Consider the following 17173-nt stretch of genomic DNA (forward strand, 5'->3'; position numbering starts at 1 on the left):
GCTAGCCGTCAGGGGGCTCATCCCCGCGCGTGCGGGGAGCGCCGTCGACGCCATCTCGACCCGTCGCACAATCCGGGCTCATCCCCGCGCGTGCGGGGAGCGCCAGACCGCCATACCGAAAATGGAACGTCAGGTGGGCTCATCCCCGCGCGTGCGGGGAGCGCCGTCCGCACCGCAAAGAAGACATGCTCAGCAAGGGCTCATCCCCGCGCGTGCGGGGAGCGCGCCATGTCAAGTTCTCCCACCGACGCCGTCGTGGGCTCATCCCCGCGCGTGCGGGGAGCGCTCAATCCAGAGCCTAAGCCGGTACCAGGTTTTGGGCTCATCCCCGCGCGTGCGGGGAGCGCGCCGCGCCCGTTCGTCTGTTACTACAGGCAACGGGCTCATCCCCGCGCGTGCGGGGAGCGCGCGCGCAGCCCAACGGGTTTCGTCCAGGTCGCGGGCTCATCCCCGCGCGTGCGGGGAGCGCGCGATGAGGTCGGCCAGGGAGCGGTCGTTGTCGGGCTCATCCCCGCGCGTGCGGGGAGCGCATCGCCTTCCCGATGGCCTCCAACTGCTTGGTGGGCTCATCCCCGCGCGTGCGGGGAGCGCCGAGCCGGACTCAGCCAGCCGGAGCTAGCAGAGGGCTCATCCCCGCGCGTGCGGGGAGCGCGAGGTCGAACAGCGAAAGACCCTGCTCGTAGGCGGCTCATCCCCGCGCGTGCGGGGAGCGCGGTTGGTAGGCGGTGGGGTTGGCGTCGGGGTAGGGCTCATCCCCGCGCGTGCGGGGAGCGCATGGAAGCCGCGAACCACGTTGCCGCTGAGCAGGGCTCATCCCCGCGCGTGCGGGGAGCGTACTGCTTCGGAAGGTCCGCCCACTTCACGATGGGCTCATCCCCGCGCGTGCGGGGAGCGCGACACCTTGTCGGCGAACCCACATGCGATCAAGGGCTCATCCCCGCGCGTGCGGGGAGCGCAAGACCGTCACCCAGTGGCAGCACACGGTCAAGGGCTCATCCCCGCGCGTGCGGGGAGCGCGGAGTAGTTGCGTGCTGGTACGAGCACGCCTTCGGCTCATCCCCGCGCGTGCGGGGACCGCGAGGTCGACCACATGCACGGCCAGTGGTCGATGGGCTCATCCCCGCGCGTGCGGGGAGCGCACTTCCTGACCAGCGTACTTTCTGTTCAATCCTCCAATTTTCATTCACTTTTCGACATGCTTGGAACCCGATGGCGCAGAAACCATCTACGGCTGCACCGCTACTTCCCTCACATCGACGGATTCCGGGTTCGAGGACGCGCTAGCCGGACAGCTTACGGATACTGTCCGAGATCCGGTCGAGCTTCCTCGCGCGCCCCCGGCTAGCTTGTCGCTTCTTCGTGGGTGACCGGCATACCGGCCGCGCGTCACCGTGCATCGCCGCGACGCTGGCCGCCGCTGCGGGCGGCATCGATACGGTTGCCCCCGCCCACTGAGATCAACGCGCAGCGTCAGGCTTGCGGGCAAGGATGTAGTAGTGCGCGATCGACTCCCGTAGCTGTCCAGACGGCTCGCATTCGAGCAGCTGCGCTCGAAGGTCCTTCTCGAATTCTTCAGCGAGAGCAGGATCCTGGCGAATCCGGGCCGTGTACGAGGTCGACCACAAGAAACCGAGGAACTCGTCCACCGTCCAGGCGTGTGGTGTCGGAAACTGGTACTCGGTGACGTCGGCGAACCCTGCCTCGCACAAGATCTCCTCATGGGTTCGCCGCGCTGGGCCGCCGCCACCAGCGGTCGGTTCCGATGCACTGGGTGGGCGTCCTGGTTCGCCGGACCACCGGGCCACGACATCGACGGCGATCGTCTGCCACGGCTCGGTTCCACTCCAGGGCGTGCTGCTGCCAAGGATCGCTAGGCACCTACCAGGTGCCAGCCACTCGCGGGCGCGGTCGGCGACTAGCGGTCGGTCCAGGCGATGGAAGGCGTTACCGATCGTGACCAGTTGCGCCGGTTCGGTGACCGTCAGGTCCTCTGCCCTGCCGACGCTCCAGGCGATGTTGTCCGCACTGACCTCGACAGCCTTGGTGCGCCCGACCTCGATCATGTCCGATTCGAGGTCAACAGCTTGGACGTGTGTGAACCGTTCGTGCAGCGGTATCGCGATCTCTCCCGTGCCGCAGGCGAGGTCGACTAGAAGACCACCCTCGCCCGACCGGCTCAGTAGGTCCTCGAACAGGGGCTGAGGGTAGGCCGGGCGATACCGGCTGTAGTACTCCGCCGTCCCACGAAATAGATCCTCGCGGTAACCAGGCTGCACAGGCCAGCTCGGCGGAGTTGACGCAGACGACGAGGTCTCGGTCATGGCGTCATCATTCCTTACTCTCGCGATCCGATAAAACTTCCGATGCATGGGCTTGCCCAACGATCCCGGCCCTTCCCGTGCGGGCGGTTCCTGACATCAGGGAACAAGGTCGGGACGGTCGAATTGGCGCCGGTAGGCACTGAACCCCTCGCCGCAGACCCGCGAGCACACCTTGAGTTTCCCGCCGCCAATAGAGTCGGCGGTCCAGCTGCGTTCCACGGCGGTGAAGAAGCTGCTGGCCAGGATGTCGTCGAGGGGGTGTTGCGCGGCATCAAGGGTGGCGGGTCCTCCGGATGCGGTGAGCAGATCATGGACCTGTTGGTCGGTCACAGCTTGTGTGCCGTAGAGCTGGGGCAGGGTCGCTTGGACGTAGAGCCAGCAGCACGGATAGACGTGTCCGGTAGCGGCGAGGAAGATCGCACTCGAATCCAGGGCCTGACATTGGATGGTGCAGGTATCGAAGAACTCGTCGAAGTATTCGGCGCGGGCTTCGATGCTGCGTGCCCACAGCACGACCTCGTTGACCAGCCGCTCGTCAGCCGGTGGCCGCAATTCCCCGACTACCCTGCCGGTGCGGTCGTAGATCGGGGCGGCGTCGATACCGTCGCCAGGGCGCAGCTCCGGTGCAGGTTCATACAGCGGCCGCAGGAAGCGAGCGGTCTTCTTGACCTGGAACTCGTCGAACCCGAGTTCGGCTGCGTGGGCACGGGCAGCGTCGATCTCGTGTTCGTTGTGCGCGAAGGCGATGTAGTCCCACTGTGCGCGGCCACCGGCGTCGATGAATGCTTTGGCGTTGCGCAGGACTTTGTCGATGTCGACCTTGCGCCGGTACACCTCGTTGGTGGCCAGGCCGTCGATAGCGAAAATCGTGGCGATGTCAGGGATTTCGGCGAGCTGTGTCCACCACTGCGGGGTGCGCAAACCACCGTTGGAGTAGATCCGGATGCGGGCTGTGGGACTGGTGGCGTGGATGTGGCGGCAGATGTCGAGCAGTTCGGGGGCGATCGCGGGGTCGCCGTAGGCGCCGCAGATGTCGACGATCTCGAGCTGTGCCAGGACGTCGTCGGGTAGACACGTGCGGAATTTGTCCAGCGTCATGGAGGTCTCGACGAGTCCGGGTGCGGTGGAGCCGAACAGGTTTCGGGCGCACATGGGGCATTCGGCGTTGCAGCGTGTGGAGACCTCGAGGTGGAGTTGGCGTAGGTCGGAAACGGTGTACATGCTGTTCACCTCGGGTATCAGTGGTGGGCGGCGGTCGGTGCCGTTTTGGTGGCTTTGATGCCGGCGATGCAGTTGCAGGATTCGGCGGCGCAGGTGACGCCCGCGGTGGGCAGGCGCAGGTTGGCGTCGAAGATCGACCCGATACGCCTTCCTTCGCGGCACGACGCGGGCCAGATCTCGTCGAATCGGATGAACAGCGATTCGGCGCCGACGTTGCAGGTCCAGCCGGGCCAACTGTTGGAGCCGGTGTCGATGATCTGCGACGGGGTCAGGACCTGGTGGGTGCCGTCGATGTATTCGATGTCGAGATCGCCTTTCAGTAGGGCGACTTCGCGGGAGCCTGGCTGGTCGACTTCCCCGGCGAGTGCTTCGGTGAGCGCGGTGTGCTGGATGGGGCCGTAGTCGGCGGGGCGTGCCCAGCCGTCGAGGAACATGATCTTGCGGTGCACCGGCGCGTTGCCGTCGGCCTGGATGGTCGCGGCGAGGTCCATGGTGGTGTCGAAGGCGGCGGGGTCGATCACGATGTTCACATCGACGCTGGTCGTGGCGGCGATGGTGTCGACGACAGCGCGGAAGTGGTCGGGCTGGGCGCGCTCGTGGTGGTAGCTGAGCAGCACGTGGTCGAACGTCGGTGCGTGGGTCTTCCACCAGGTCAGGGGGCGTGTGCCGTTGGACAGGATCGCGACGTCGATTCCGTGGGCACGGAGGTCGGCGGCCATGCGTGGCAGGTGCGGCCACAGCGTGATTTCGCCGCCGCTGAGCAGGAAGGTGATGTCGTTGCCGCGGTAGTGCTCGGCGACGGTGGCGACGAATTGGTGCACGGAGTCGTAGTCGGGCCAGCGAACGCGGTTGTCGTGCAGGTAAATCGGGCAATAGTGGCAGGCGTAGTTGCAGACGCTGCTCATGATCCATTCGATGACGACACGATTGGTGTCGGTGTCAGCGACCGGGGTGATCCGGAGCGGGATGCGGGTCATGACCCTCCGTTCGGGCGGGTGGCGATGATCAGTTCGGTGGTGAGGTGTTCGGTGAGCACCGCTTCGCTGCCGAACCGATCCACCAGTGCGGCCCGCAAGTTGGATTCGAATGCGGCGCGGGCATTTTCGTCGCTGAATTGGGCGGGTGTGCTGTAGGAGAAGGAGAACTGGAGCCCGACAACAGAGTCGATGTCGCGGTGGATGTCCCAGTTCCAGGTCCGGGTGTCGATCTCGGAGAACGCCGAGGTGGCCAGGACTTCGGTGTGGGTGAGGCGGGGATGGACGTAGGTGGTGTCGCCGGCGCGGCGCTGCGGGCCGAGGTGGGCGGTGCGTACCTGCGTGACGATGTCGTCCCAGGGCGGTGGTGTGGCGGTGGCCGGTGCTCCCCCGCTGGCCAACACGACCGCGCCCCCGGCAGTGACACGGTGGTCGAGGACGGCGAGCAGGGCGGTTCGGTCGGTCCAGTGGAAGCTGGCGCCCATGGTGACCAGATCGAGTTCGGGCAGGTCGAGATTGTTGAGGCGGTAGGAGTCGCCGTCGCGCCGCAACAACCTGGTCCGACAGAAGGCTTTCTCCGAACGCCTGCGCGAACTGATGAACAAGTACACCAACCAGCAACTCACCTCCGCTCAGGTCATCTCCGCGCTGATCGAGCTGGCCCGGGAAGCGGCGAAAGAACGCGACCGCGGGGCGACCTTCAACCCACGCCTGGACGAAGACGAACTCGCCTTCTACGACGCCGTCCACGAAAACGAGTCCGCTGTCATCGAATTGGGCGACGATGTCCTCGGCGATATCGCCCGAGAACTGGTCGCCGTGATGAAGCGTGACGTGAAGACTGACTGGACCGTCCGCGACGACGTCCGCGCCAAACTCCGCTCAACCATCAAACGCCTACTCCGCAAGTACGGCTACCCGCCGGACAAGCAGCCCGCCGCCATTCGGCAGGTCATCGACCAAATGGAAGTACTAGCACCGAAGTACGTCGAGGACAAGCGCCTGGCGACGCCATGAGGACCGCAAGAGCGCGGCGGGTCAGCGGGCACTGATGACCTCAAGGCTGCGGACGACGATCAAGGCGCGACAACCACACCTGCAAGTACTGCTCCATCTCGCTCGCAGCCGAGCCTCACCTACTGCTCGAGGTTGACCACATCATGCCGGTGTCCAAAGGCGGATTGACCGCGCCCGACAACCCTCCAGACCCTGTGCTGGCGGTGCAACCGCAGCAAGTCGAACAAGGTCATCGCCAGCTGATCATTGACCGACGCGGCAAGCTATCGCGCACCGCTCGACAGAGTGCCTCGCTGCGATAGCGTTCGCCGCTCTCGGACAGCACGTCGGGGACACGTGAGTCACAAAAATCAGGTGCCCCCGACGGTCCAGTCACAATATGCCTAAAGGGGATTAGTCCGACCTGGAATAACCGAATCCCGCTTCAATCGTCAGCGTTCCCCACGAAAACCGCTGTTCAGCGCCGGTCCCATCCTTGTGGTGCCCTGCCGAGGGCACCAACCTGCGACAGCAATTGCCGCAGGTCAGCACGTTTTCCGGGTCAACACACTCCCACGCGAGGCCGCCGCTGGCCGCAAAACCCCAGGTGGGGTGTTGCAGGTTCGATTCCTGTGGTCACGAACCTGCAACCGGAGTTTCCTTGGTCAGCAGAACGCTCAAGACGGCCTCCCGGGAGCGCGCAGTCCAGCTTCTCGCTAGACGCGAGCTCGGCGGCACTGCTTCCGACAGTTCAGGCCGGACAGCGAGGACGCCGACTCCGGTGCCACCGAACGCGACAGCGTCAACACACTCGCCTCCGCGATCCTCAGCCCTGCCTCCGCAGCAGAGAGCCTGCCCGACGGTTGATGTGGTTCGGTTCGCTGCTGAAAGTATCGACAGCTCAGGGGTTCGGGCCTGCTGGTGGTCGCTCGGATCGTGGTGGGAGTGTGGGTCGGGGTTCTATTGTTGCGGCGGTGGGTATCTCGATTCGTTCGTAGCGGCACGCCCGGCGGGGGCTGGCCCTACGAAGGCGAGCCGTGGAGCGGACCGGCAAAGGCACTCGGTGAGTCAACCCGGGGGCCGCCGCCCTGGGTGGATCGGAGTGTGCATCCCGTCCAATCTGTCACACCTGGTCGATAGTCTCCGTTATGTCGTTGAGCCGCAATGGTCTTGGAGGGGGCGATGGTAGAACAGCGCGACGTAGGCAACGCCAAGCTCAACGTAGGCAACGCCAAGGAGGGCATCGGCAGGACCGTCGACGGTATCGGCAAGGCAGCGCGAACCGCTTCATCGCAGTTCGCCGGGCAGGTCGGCAACGCCAAGGACGCTGCCAGAGGCAGGGTCGAGAAGCTGACCGCGAAAGGGCCAGACCCCTACGAAGTGGCCGTGGCGGAATACAACGGCGTCTTCACGGTGATGGCCGACAGGGGCCTGTCTCTGTTGCGTCAGCGCGAACGTTCGACTGACCTGATCGAGCTGGTCGAGCAGTTGGTGAACAGCATCGCCAATACCCCGAAATCATTCGATACCGACTTCGACGAGATCGAGGTACATCGGAAACGGTTCCTGAACGCGGAGGATTTCGCTCAGAAAGAGCTGGAAGCGGCGCGGTTGTCGGCTGCCGGCGCCAGCGCCGGGTTCGCGGCGGGCACCGCGGTAGCGGGCCTGGCGCCGTCGGCGGCGATGTGGGTCGCCACCACCTTCGGGACAGCGTCGACCGGCACCGCGATCTCGACTCTTTCCGGGGCGGCAGCCAGTCAGGCAGCACTGGCGTGGCTCGGTGGCGGCGCGCTGGCCGCCGGTGGCGGCGGCACTGCGGCAGGCACTACACTGCTCGCGCTTGCCGGCCCGATCGGCTGGACAATCGCGGGCGCAACTCTACTCGCGTCGATCGCCCTGTTCGCGAAGAAGAAGTTCGAGAATCGAGAGGCGAAGCACGAAGCGCTGACTGCGATAAAGCACAACACCGCCCTTGTCAAAGGCATGGATGCTCAGATCGACGACCTTCTCCAGCGGACGAACTTGCTCCGCGAAGGGCTGGTAAAGAGTTACGGCGAAGCCTTGGTGCACTTCCGCGCCGATTTCCACGCGCTCGCCCCTGCCGAGCGGTCGACACTCGCTACGTTGGTGAATAACACGAAGTCGTGCGCGACCATGCTGAGCATGCGCATCGAACAGGCTGCCGATAGTGAGTGACGCTGCCGAGTTCGTCACGGGCACCCAGGAGCAGGCAGTTGCTTCCTGGGTGAGCTATCTCAACCAGTTCCGCATAGACAACCTTTTGAGCGCGTTCAGCCAGCAGGACGAGCACCTTCGGGACGCGCTCACCAGTGTCGATGAAGCCGTCAGGAAGATCGATCTCGAGGTGGTCGCCGCCAACCGCGGCGGACAGCATGGCATGCACGGCTTCATCGCCGAGATCGCCGAGGTCGGGATTGGCAACGCCCGAAAGCAGATCCTCGGCCACGAGGCCGTCTACCAGTGGGTCAACGACAACGGACCCGTCGATCTGATGCGCGGAAGTGTCGAGATCCAGCAGAAGTTCGTCGCAGCGGGTGGCCGCTTCTCGCTGGGCGCGATCGCCGAGCACTTCCAGAAGTATCCCGAATACGTGCGCAACGGTGGGAAATACCAGATCCCTCGTGATCATTTCGAGGTGATCCAGCGGCTACATGCCTTGTCGCCCGAGGAAGCGAGCAAGCTACTGTCACGCAGCGGCGATGGACCTTCCCTCAGAGACTGGCAGCGGGTCCAGGCGTTCTTCCAGAACAGGTCGGTCGGCTTCGAATCGCTTGAACCCTCGACGCTCGAGTACAACGAAGTGCAGCGCGATGTCTACGCCTCGACCATGGCGGCTGAAAAGGACTTGCTCCGCGCCACGGACCGGTCCCTGCGCGACGATGCCTACGAGCGCAGCCGGCCGACGCTGCGAGAAGGAGGCACGGCCGCACTCACGGCCGCCGCGACCGCGGGCGGGACCGCGTTCGTACTGGCCGTGGTCGCCAAGCGTCGGGAAGGCAAGCGGCTCAATGAGTTCAGCGGGCGCGACTGGATCGACCTCGCAGGCGAGACCGGCTCGGGTTTCGGCAGGGGTGGCGTCCGAGGACTGAGCATCTACGCGCTCACGAATTTCACCGCGACCTCTGCAGCCGTCGCCAGCTCGATCGTTACCACATCCTTGCGCATCGCAGAGCAAGCGAACAAGTTGCGCCGGGACCAGATCGACGAACTCGAGTTCATCGAGAACTCCGAGATCATCGCCTTGGAGGCCGCAGTACGCGCGCTGTCCTCTTTCGTCGGCCAGGCGACCATCCCCATCCCGGTTCTAGGCGCCGTCATCGGCACCACGGTCGGCACTGTGATGTACAAGGCCGTCGCAACGTCGTTGACGAAGCGAGAGGCGGCACTGATCGAGCACTACCTCGACGAGCAGCGCACGCTCGACGAACAACTCGCCGCGGAGTACCAGGCCATACTGGAAAAGCTGGACCAGAGCATGTCGAACTATCTCGGGCTGCTCGAACGAGCCTTCTCGCCCGACGTGCAGGTCGCGCTGGTCGGATCGGTCGAGCTAGCGGTGGAACTCGGCGTGGCTCCGGACGAGATCCTGGATTCCGACGAGAAGGTCGACGCCTACTTCCTCGACTAGCGAGAGCGAGGCCACAGCCGACGCAGCAACCTACCCCTTCAACTTGCGCTGCGGGCGGCGTGCACAACGGGGAGGCAAGGGCGCAGCAGCTCGGCCAGGGCGCTGCCATTGGCCGGGCGCACGTCGTTGGAATGGTTGGGTCTGCATTCGTAAATCGGGTTGGCACCGCCCAGGTCGACTGCCGTGTCCAGCGCGATCAACAGTGGCACGACCACCGTCCCTCGACGACAATCGACAGCTCCATCGCAGCCATGCGACATCCAGGGCGGTGGGTCAAGACGATTGCTATCGAATCCGCCGGTCCGGTCTCGGTGGACAAAGCTGCACGCCGACCGGCTCCCACCACGGCGGGCACGCCAGCCCGATCAGGACCAAATCCCGATCTTGGTCGAGGGCTACGTTGCGGGCGCGACGACATATGAGCTGGGCGACAGGTTCGGTATAGACCGGCGTACCGTCAGCGCGATCCTTCATCGACACAACATTCCGATGCGACGACGCGGCCTGTCCCCCGAACAAGTTGACGAGGCGATCGACCTGTACAGCCTCGGCTGGTCCCTCGCTCAAGTCGCCCGACACCTCGCCGTCGATCCGGTCACTGTGCTGAGCCGGCTGCGCGAACGCGGCGTCCGTACTCGCGACACCCACGGACGGACCCGGTCCTGACATTCCACAGAATCGCCAGCAGCCCGGCAACCGCCGCCTGTAATTACCTGTCGCAACAGCTCCGGACTCGTTCCATGCGCCACCCTCTTGATGCGCTTGCTATCAGCACTCGCTCGCGGCTGGTACTGGATAGGACGCCTACCGAAACTACAGTGGCAGTGTCGAATCCGTCGTCTATTGGGAGTGCCCCATGCCTCGCGATCTGAGTGACCTGACCGTCGGCGAGCGGTGGGCCTACCGGCAAAAGCAGACGGACCCGGTTACATGCGTCGAAGTAGTTCGCCTCGGCACCACCAAACCTGCGCGAGTACAGATCAAATTCGTCGATGACGCGTTTGAAGGCCGACAGGAATGGGTTCCACCAGCCCGGCTCAAGGTCCCGTGGGCTGGTGTGGATGCGTGGCAGCGTCGGCAAAGCCAATGGTCGGCGGTGTATTCCGCGTCGGATCTTTCCGAGATGGAGGAGGACGCGTGGCACATGGTGTTCGACAACCTGCGCGGTGTCTCTCTGGTCAAGGAACTCGACTACCACGCCTCCGGCGTCCTGAGCATCTCGAACCTCGACGTCCTCGTCACCGATCTCGAACTGGACCGCAACACCGTGATCGATGACGACTTGGCCTTCATCGACGAGGAAGGACGTTGGGTCCTTCCATGGCGGCTGTCCGAGACGATCATGCGTCGCATCGCGGAGAAGCACGCCGACATACTGCTAGCCGAGCTCGATGCTGACGAACAACGAGATCAACGGGAAAGTCGCTACGGGTACCAAAGCGGAAAGTACTGGATATCTCCCGAAATCTGCGCCGAAACACGCCAGAGATGGGTTCCTGTCCGTGAACTCGTCCGGCAGTGGTGCGGCGCCGAGGCCCGTGACCGACATGACGAACTCATCGCGCTGCGCGCCGAGGTGCTCCGCCTCGGCACGCTCATAGAGCGTGCGATCACCGCCCTCCGCCGTGCCAAAAGCGCCGACGCGGATGCCATTGAGAAGGAACTGGGTATCCCGCTAGAGACCCTCCAGCAAGCCCGGCAGCAGGAGACCCCTGGCTAGTCCCCGGCGTGTATTTCTGCATGTCCCGAGGTAGATAGGGTTGCAGGTCGTCGAGATTCGGTTCCTTCTCGGCAGGAGCCACCGCGCCTTGCACCATCGGGTCGATGCGGTCTGCATAGTCACGACACCACTTCAACCACGCGTCTGTCCCCGTGGCATCCTGGCCGGCCGTCGAGCTGTTCTCGCATGCGTCGCAGAACTCGCGAATCATCGCGGCCTTCTCCCAATCGCCGAGTTGGGCGTCCAGCGCCGCGATCCTCCGATCTTCTCGAAAGCGGCTGGTTGCGCGTTCCATGGCAGCTTCCCGTTGGCGTTCTTGCTCCTTCCTATCTCGTTCGGCAGCGGCTCGGCGCTCACGTTCCGCTGCGACCCGATCATCGATCTTCGCCAGCATCGCCGGAATCTTGTCTTCGATGGTCCAGCGCGTACGATCTGCCCACTTGTGGTTGCTCCAGCGCGAACTGAACAGTGAAACCACCAGCCGCCCATTGGGCACCATCCGGGATTCGGCCTGAACCCGTTGCCAGGCATACGTTTTCCGCCCCGACAACTCGCCTGGAGACGGCAGGACGTCACGTTTCTCGATCTCTTCGGCAACCGTCAGACGATACTCGAAACCCTCCACCTCGATCCGAATCCCGTTCTTAACACCCTCTGCCCACTGCACGACGCATCCGCGATTGGTGCATTCGGTTAGGAACACGTGGAGGAACCGCAACACACGCGAAACCAACGGCGCCGATACCTCAAACGCACCGTTCGGGTCCTTCAGGTCGACCAGCAAGGTATGCCACTCCTCGATGGTGTCCGGCACTTCGGCGGCAGGGGCCGGGCCGGCTGCCGCCGCGGTATTGAAGTGCACCCCCTTCACCAGCATGATCCGCAAATCGCCGCCATACATGCGTTGCTTCTCGAGACGATGCCCGTCCGGAACCATCTTGTGCCGCTTGGCGAAGTCCACGGTCCTCCGCCACCGCGCGACCTCCGATTCGTCAGGTTGGCGGATCACCAACTGCTCATTCACGATCAGCTCTTCGATCAGCTCACACGCGGCCATGCGTCGCTCTGCCGAGATGCGCGCCGTCGGAGCGCGCCGCCCCGTCCCGGATCCTTCGTCATCCGATGGGGCCTTCGCCGCGGTCGTCTTCGAAGCGGATGGCGGAGCACTCGACGCATCGCGCGTGGTCGTACGAGTTGTTCGCCGCCGTAAGGGCTTCTTCGCCCCATGACCGTCGGGGTATCGGCCGTACTCCAGGTAGTGCCGGCCAGCCTCGGTGATTTCGGCCCGCCAAATCCCCTGCTTCTTCGACACCGCGACCAACCCGCGCCATTCGAGCGCCTTCGCCGTCAATTTGTAAGCGCTGCCCGTCATTACGCCATCCGGACAACCGCTGTCCACCCACCGGAGAACCTCCAGTTGGATGGGATTGATCGGATCGGTACGGGCCGCCATGGAGTTCAACCTTCCATGCAGTCGACTATCAAAGGATTGTTTGACGCGGACCGACGAACGAGGGAATCGCCTCGATCGTCACACCTCACCCCGCTCACGCAGCTCGGCCGTGTACTTCTTCCTCGACGACACGACTCCATCCTTCACAGAAGATGAAGTCCCCGGACTCGCCGGGGGATTCAGTTGTCAGTGAGCCTGTCTGGCCATCCAGTCCCTGTGATTACCGCGCCATATAGCGAGCAACAGTGCGCCGTCTTCGGGAGCTCGCTTAGCAGGGCAGACGTCGAAGTGGGTGATCCTGCATTCGTCCGTCGGGTTGGCGCCGCCCAAGTTGACAGCTGTGCCGTCCCCAGCGACGCGCCAGCGCTTGCCTGGTGGAATCTTTGAAGTGGGGTAACCGCCGGGTTCAAGCAGCAGCCAGCGCCCATGCACCGTTCGATGCCAGGAGCATTCGGCCTCGCAATGCTTGCAGGCGCTTGGCGTGCCTTCTCGGATATCAGCGGCTGGGGCGACACGGAGTTGGTCAGCTGTTAGCTCGATATCGATCTTCTCAGGTTCACGGTCGGGGAAATTGACCGCCTCGCCCCAACATTTATCGCAGGCAACGGTCCGGAGAGGAACAGGTCGTTCCTGTGCTCCCTCGCTCGCCCCACAGACCATGCACGACAAGATGCTCACATCGGAGATGCTCTCACGATTGTGTTGTCAGCCACCGGCTTTCCTCTTAACGGACCTAACATCCAACCCGAGAGGACTCCCCTGCTGCAGCTCTGCGGCACGGCCGTGAACTGGTCGGGCGCCGGCACCGATCACTCCATCGTCCGGTACCGACGCTGTGACCGGACGGACGCCGAGCGCTCAATTCGTGGCGGCGAGGCGGCGCTGAGCCCGCCGACGACCTCGGCCCGCCCGGCTTTACGCAACCACGACATCCTCGGGCACCAACTCCGCGACAGCCGCATCGTTTTTGGCTTCAAGGCCCGTGTCCGCAAGCGCCTCGACGATCAGTTTCCGCGCAGCTTGAAACGTAGTGGCGGAGGATACGTCGACGCCAGCACCCAGATTCTCAGCTTCGGCGCCAAGCCCAGCCAACTCTGTGTGCATCTCATTTGTGTTGTCATACTTCGCGAATAAGACAAGGAACACGTACTTATCGAAATGTCGAGTTTCCCGACTGTCGCCCACCGCTGGACGGAGATGGGAACTGCAGGCAACCAGCTAGCGCCGACGGACGTCAAACCGAGTATTCACCGACGATTACCACTCGCTGCACACCACATCGCCCCTTAGCCCAGGGCGAAATCGGCTTCGACGAGCAATTGACCGGACTCGACGCACCCAGGTCCATGACCTCTTCCGCCCCTGCCGAACCAAGCCTTCCGCACCTCACATGACCGGATACCCAGACGAGGGACTCGATCCGAAACCCGAGGACGACAGGGTGATTGAAATCCCACCACCCGATAGCGACTAATCTCGATCAGCTCGGCGAAGCAGCGACCGGTACCGGGTGCACCGGATCGCCCGGCGACGGAACGGCAGGAACTCGCCGCGGTGGCGGGATCTCCGGCACATCGGCCCGCAGCAATGCTCTAGCGAGCGCACGTCCAGCGTCGGAAATGAAGCCGATCCGGCTTGCCCTCGACGGGCATGACACGGACGCACTCATATCCGGCTTTCTCGATCGATTTCAGACTGGCGGTGTTGTCGGCGGCGATCACACAGCCAAAAGTACGAACTCCACTCGCCGCAGGATGTTCGCTGATGGCCTGCTTGGATGCCGAGGCGTATCCGCGACAGCGGTGCGCCGGGTCTATGTAGGTCACCATACCCAGCGACGGGTAGTCGGCTGGATCGTCCATTTCCGTATCGGATCGGTTGTACGGCCGGTCTTGGACCGTCGCAGATACTACCCCCACCGGCTGTTCACCAGCGAAGATCACCCAGTTGAATATCCTTCCGCCGAGCGAGTTTTCGGCACCAGGCGGGCACTGAAGGTAGCGGTCGGGCATCCCGATCCGCGCAACGTATTCGTCGGTGTGTGCCCAGCCGAGGACCTTCGATCGGACGGCTTCGTCACAGTCTGTGAGGTAGCGCAATCGCACCATAGTGCAACACCGTACTGAGTAGAGGTGCCCTCACCTCGCCAAACATCGCCAACGTATCGAAGTTGCCGCGGATCCGTCCCTTTGGCGCAAGGGACTCTTGGTGAGTTCGTTAGTGTCTGCATTGTGTTCGACATTGCCGATCGGATTGCTGACTATGTCCTGCGGTGGCCGCGGGAACTGTTCGTCCTGGAAGCGAAGGCGCTTCTGGCCGGAGCACCTCCGTCCCTTGGAAAGAGCGGGGGGTGGGTCGGTGAGGTCGGTCTTCTTCTGACCGAAGCGTTCGTTTCCGAGACACCGGCACAGGATTTCGAGAACCTGGACTCGGCATGGCCGGTGTCGTCGGCACGGGCGAAACCGGAGGTTGATGACCCGTGGGGATCAGCTACGCCACCGCACAAGACTTCAAGTTTCCCCGAACGCGAGTTCCTCGAACAACTCGTCGCTACCTCATCGCAGTTCCCCGAGCAGCATGCTCCGAAGCTTTACTACTCGCAGCGCATGGCTGGTCCGACAACTCACGTGCCGCTGGTGGAACCTGATCTCGAGTCGGCGCAACGCGAATGGGTGGCCGCGATCAATGATTTCCAACAGCGCGGCTATCTGGGAAAGGCTGCACCCGATCCCTGTGTCGATGACGACTATTCCGGCGGGTTCCCGGAGGAGGTCCTCGACACCGTGATCACCGACCGGCTTCGTCAGCGAGGTCTGTGGTCACCTCGGCCCGAAAGCTGGGAGGAGGCAACGTTCTTCGACCTCGTCGAGATCTTCCACGACCTCGTGGCCCGACCACGACAGCGCCATTTCCACAACTACAACGGTTGCGGATGGCACTACTCGAACTTCACTCCCCGACCTGCCCGGATCCTCTACCGATGGACCGTCAATCGCATCCTGACACGCAACAACATCGGTGTACGTCTCGCCAAGAGCGGAGAAGATGTCGGCCGCCTGGTCAGCGAGACCGACGACGCACGAGCCGATCTCGTCGAGGCCGCTATGAACACCCCCGCCCCGGCACGCAAAGCCTCGGTAGCCCACGCAATCGCACTGTTCCGCAGCCGCAACGCGACGATCGACGAGAAGCGCAGCGCGTGCGTCACCCTGGCCGGCTTGCTCGAGGAACGCCGCGCACTGCTGAAGCAGGAACTGTTCAAAGCCGACGAAGGCGATCTCTTCCTGATCGCAAACAAGTTCGGCATCCGTCACCGAGACGCCAAACAGAAGATCGACTACGACACCGCCTACCTCGACTGGATCTTCTGGTGGTACCTCGCGACCAACGAGCTGACCGACCGGCTCCTCGCCAGACAAAACGGCGACTTGCCTCCGCACACCTGACAGGTGACCGGAACGAGACGCGCCCCCGAACCGACTCCACCACAATCGAATTCATCGAGATCAACAACGCGCATCGAGAGGCGCACGAACTCATCCATGCAACTGCCCGTTGTGGCATCGCGGGTACCACAACGATCACGTGACGGCGGTCGTCCGAAACGGGGCGGATTCAAGCGGGCAAAGCTATTGGCCGATGACCAGCAGTTTTCGGTGTTGCAGCAGGTTGGCGTACTGGTCGATACCCCCTCCGGACACTCAATAACACGGTTCCGTGGCAAATCTGCCACGGAACCGTGTTTTTTGGTCTTTGGCAGGGGTTCGGACACGTTAGCGGGGGCAAAAATGCCGCGCGGTGGGTGTCATTGAGAGGCCCGGACACCTTCCCGATGCCGACGTCGGCTAGCACGGAGGGATCGTCGCCGCGGTCGGGCGGGGCCTGCATCGGCTCGATGCGACTTCATGTCTGAACCGGGCCAAGTACACACCGGCGAACCGCATCCACTCGCCAGGAGCAAACGGCCTCAGGGCTCACCCCGTCGGTAGGCGAACGCGATAGTGGACGCTGGCGAACCAACCTCGGGTGGGATCAAAGGCCCGATACCCTTCACGGAACAAACTGTGCGCGTACGGGATGTAGCGACCGGCCGCCCGATCGGTAATGCTTTTCCCGGTGTCTCGGTGCGCCGTATCGCCGGCAAGGACCTGCTCACCATCACCAACATCTTCACTGACCAGGTCGGTGACATCGTGCAGATCATGCACGCCACCGTCGTCGACATCACCAGCGAAGACGTCAACGCTGGCATCAGCGGCATGATCGCCACGCCTGTTCGGTTTGGGATTCCAGATGCCAGGGCGTTCTGCCGCCCGGAGACCGACAGTTTGCCGACCAGTAGTGACGCGGTGACGTGCCCGAACTTCAGCGATCCCGCAAGCCGGAGCAGGTCGTCGTAATGTTCGGCGATCAGATCCAGACAGCTTGGGGTCGCCGTAGTATCGGCCGAATTTTGGGCGGATATGGCGTAGCGCACTGGTACAAGCCGGTTTTCGTGTTGGTGCTGCATACACCCCAGCGCCACGAACCACAACCTCCACCGCGCCGACCATCATCATCGGCAGCCAAGCCAAGCACCAAACACACTGCCCCATAGCCCAAAACGACGGACCACTCCTGACCAGGGCTATGCCAGTCGGGTGGCCCAGGGGAATCTCACCCCTGGGCTCCCACAGATCCGGGCGTAACAGCCTCCCGTTACCCGGCTCTTGTCATCCTGTTCGCCAGGCATGCGGTGTCCACTGCCAGTGTCGGAACATGGCAGGGTATTTCCGGACCGCGTTTTTGTAGGCGCGACGGGCTTTCTTCACCGGTTTCAGCCGCCGATATTTGCAGCGG

At 63.5% G+C, this 17173-nt stretch carries 14 protein-coding genes, 3 pseudogenes and 1 CRISPR repeat array (1 of these 18 running past the window's edge); of the genes and pseudogenes, 8 read left to right on the forward strand and 9 right to left on the reverse strand.

The genetic code is table 11. The features are described from left to right. A CRISPR array of direct repeats spans window positions 1-1139; the repeat unit is 29 nt; unit sequence GGGCTCATCCCCGCGCGTGCGGGGAGCGC; it begins 292 nt to the left of the window's first position. Between the two features lie 318 nt (window positions 1140-1457). The 4 genes from ACLMAL_RS36065 to ACLMAL_RS36080 form a co-directional block, all read right to left on the reverse strand. Continuing rightward, window positions 1458-2321, reverse strand: a complete 864-nt coding sequence (locus tag ACLMAL_RS36065) for a class I SAM-dependent methyltransferase (protein ID WP_412003149.1) — start codon at window positions 2319-2321, stop codon at window positions 1458-1460. A 96-nt stretch (window positions 2322-2417) separates the two neighbouring features. After that, the gene (locus ACLMAL_RS36070) at window positions 2418-3542 is read right to left on the reverse strand and encodes a radical SAM protein (RefSeq protein WP_412003150.1); all 1125 of its coding nucleotides are present in this window, start codon (window positions 3540-3542) and stop codon (window positions 2418-2420) included. A gap of 17 nt (window positions 3543-3559) precedes the next feature. Beyond that, window positions 3560-4519, reverse strand: a complete 960-nt coding sequence (locus ACLMAL_RS36075) for a radical SAM protein (protein ID WP_412003151.1) — start codon at window positions 4517-4519, stop codon at window positions 3560-3562. Next, the gene (locus tag ACLMAL_RS36080) at window positions 4516-5130 is read right to left on the reverse strand and encodes a hypothetical protein (RefSeq protein WP_412003152.1); all 615 of its coding nucleotides are present in this window, start codon (window positions 5128-5130) and stop codon (window positions 4516-4518) included. The genes ACLMAL_RS36075 and ACLMAL_RS36080 overlap by 4 nt, the downstream gene beginning before the upstream one ends. Between ACLMAL_RS36080 and ACLMAL_RS36085 the strand changes: the two are divergent. The 4 genes and pseudogenes from ACLMAL_RS36085 to ACLMAL_RS36100 form a co-directional block, all read left to right on the forward strand. Continuing rightward, a pseudogene (locus ACLMAL_RS36085) lies at window positions 5063-5533 on the forward strand (type I restriction enzyme endonuclease domain-containing protein); the annotation flags it as partial. The gene ACLMAL_RS36080 and the pseudogene ACLMAL_RS36085 overlap by 68 nt on opposite strands. 4 nt (window positions 5534-5537) lie before the next feature. After that, window positions 5538-5776: pseudogene (locus ACLMAL_RS36090) on the forward strand (HNH endonuclease); the annotation flags it as partial. 918 nt (window positions 5777-6694) lie between these two features. Then, window positions 6695-7708 (forward strand): hypothetical protein, encoded by a 1014-nt coding sequence (locus tag ACLMAL_RS36095; protein ID WP_412003153.1) that lies wholly within the window; start codon window positions 6695-6697, stop codon window positions 7706-7708. Then, the gene (locus ACLMAL_RS36100) at window positions 7701-9161 is read left to right on the forward strand and encodes a hypothetical protein (protein ID WP_412003154.1); all 1461 of its coding nucleotides are present in this window, start codon (window positions 7701-7703) and stop codon (window positions 9159-9161) included. Before ACLMAL_RS36095 ends, ACLMAL_RS36100 begins: the two co-directional genes overlap by 8 nt. A 38-nt stretch (window positions 9162-9199) precedes the next feature. On the opposite strand, the gene ACLMAL_RS36105 is transcribed toward ACLMAL_RS36100, so the two are convergent. Next, window positions 9200-9370, reverse strand: coding sequence for a hypothetical protein (locus ACLMAL_RS36105; RefSeq protein ID WP_412003155.1), 171 nt, complete (start codon window positions 9368-9370; stop codon window positions 9200-9202). A 280-nt stretch (window positions 9371-9650) separates the two neighbouring features. Here ACLMAL_RS36105 and ACLMAL_RS36110 point away from each other — a divergent pair, with 280 nt between their 5' ends. Both ACLMAL_RS36110 and ACLMAL_RS36115 read left to right on the forward strand, forming a co-directional pair. Beyond that, complete coding sequence (locus ACLMAL_RS36110) at window positions 9651-9827, forward strand: hypothetical protein (RefSeq protein ID WP_412003156.1); 177 nt, start codon at window positions 9651-9653, stop codon at window positions 9825-9827. A gap of 190 nt (window positions 9828-10017) precedes the next feature. After that, complete coding sequence (locus ACLMAL_RS36115) at window positions 10018-10881, forward strand: hypothetical protein (RefSeq protein ID WP_412003157.1); 864 nt, start codon at window positions 10018-10020, stop codon at window positions 10879-10881. Here ACLMAL_RS36115 and ACLMAL_RS36120 read toward each other — a convergent pair. Together ACLMAL_RS36120 and ACLMAL_RS36125 are read right to left on the reverse strand one after the other, a co-directional pair. After that, window positions 10772-12334, reverse strand: a complete 1563-nt coding sequence (locus tag ACLMAL_RS36120; RefSeq protein WP_412003158.1) for a hypothetical protein — start codon at window positions 12332-12334, stop codon at window positions 10772-10774. The genes ACLMAL_RS36115 and ACLMAL_RS36120 overlap by 110 nt on opposite strands. 186 nt (window positions 12335-12520) lie before the next feature. Beyond that, window positions 12521-12994 carry a DUF6083 domain-containing protein gene (locus ACLMAL_RS36125; RefSeq protein ID WP_412003164.1) on the reverse strand — a complete coding sequence of 158 codons (474 nt, stop codon included), beginning with the start codon at window positions 12992-12994 and terminating at the stop codon, window positions 12521-12523. Between the two features lie 123 nt (window positions 12995-13117). Between ACLMAL_RS36125 and ACLMAL_RS36130 the strand changes: the two genes are divergently transcribed. Continuing rightward, on the forward strand, window positions 13118-13468 hold the full coding sequence (locus tag ACLMAL_RS36130) for a hypothetical protein (protein WP_412003159.1): 351 nt from the start codon (window positions 13118-13120) through the stop codon (window positions 13466-13468). A gap of 458 nt (window positions 13469-13926) precedes the next feature. Here ACLMAL_RS36130 and ACLMAL_RS36135 read toward each other — a convergent pair whose 3' ends face one another. Further along, window positions 13927-14442: a GNAT family N-acetyltransferase gene (locus ACLMAL_RS36135; protein ID WP_412003160.1), complete on the reverse strand. Its 516-nt coding sequence runs from the start codon at window positions 14440-14442 to the stop codon at window positions 13927-13929. Window positions 14443-14565: 123 nt separating this feature from the next. On the opposite strand from ACLMAL_RS36135, the gene ACLMAL_RS36140 reads away from it, so the two are divergent. Next, window positions 14566-15780 (forward strand): hypothetical protein, encoded by a 1215-nt coding sequence (locus ACLMAL_RS36140; RefSeq protein ID WP_412003161.1) that lies wholly within the window; start codon window positions 14566-14568, stop codon window positions 15778-15780. Between the two features lie 839 nt (window positions 15781-16619). On the opposite strand, the pseudogene ACLMAL_RS36145 reads toward ACLMAL_RS36140, so the two are convergent. Then, window positions 16620-16754: pseudogene (locus tag ACLMAL_RS36145) on the reverse strand (Tn3 family transposase); the annotation flags it as partial. Window positions 16755-17173: the final 419 nt, after the last annotated feature.

It is taken from the genome of Nocardia sp. CWNU-33, from assembly GCF_046764895.1.
Classification (GTDB): Bacteria; Actinomycetota; Actinomycetes; order Mycobacteriales; family Mycobacteriaceae; genus Nocardia.

What these genes read in the sequence shown, in the direction of transcription:
- ACLMAL_RS36125 (WP_412003164.1), bottom strand. Translation starts at nt 12,994, where the DNA reads ATGGTCTGTGGGGCGAGCGAGGGAGCACAGGAACGACCTGTTCCTCTC.
- ACLMAL_RS36070 (WP_412003150.1), bottom strand. Translation starts at nt 3,542, where the DNA reads ATGTACACCGTTTCCGACCTACGCCAACTCCACCTCGAGGTCTCCACA.
- ACLMAL_RS36065 (WP_412003149.1), bottom strand. Translation starts at nt 2,321, where the DNA reads ATGACCGAGACCTCGTCGTCTGCGTCAACTCCGCCGAGCTGGCCTGTG.
- ACLMAL_RS36115 (WP_412003157.1), top strand. Translation starts at nt 10,018, where the DNA reads ATGCCTCGCGATCTGAGTGACCTGACCGTCGGCGAGCGGTGGGCCTAC.
- ACLMAL_RS36095 (WP_412003153.1), top strand. Translation starts at nt 6,695, where the DNA reads ATGGTAGAACAGCGCGACGTAGGCAACGCCAAGCTCAACGTAGGCAAC.
- ACLMAL_RS36075 (WP_412003151.1), bottom strand. Translation starts at nt 4,519, where the DNA reads ATGACCCGCATCCCGCTCCGGATCACCCCGGTCGCTGACACCGACACC.
- ACLMAL_RS36120 (WP_412003158.1), bottom strand. Translation starts at nt 12,334, where the DNA reads ATGGCGGCCCGTACCGATCCGATCAATCCCATCCAACTGGAGGTTCTC.
- ACLMAL_RS36110 (WP_412003156.1), top strand. Translation starts at nt 9,651, where the DNA reads ATGCGACGACGCGGCCTGTCCCCCGAACAAGTTGACGAGGCGATCGAC.
- ACLMAL_RS36135 (WP_412003160.1), bottom strand. Translation starts at nt 14,442, where the DNA reads ATGGTGCGATTGCGCTACCTCACAGACTGTGACGAAGCCGTCCGATCG.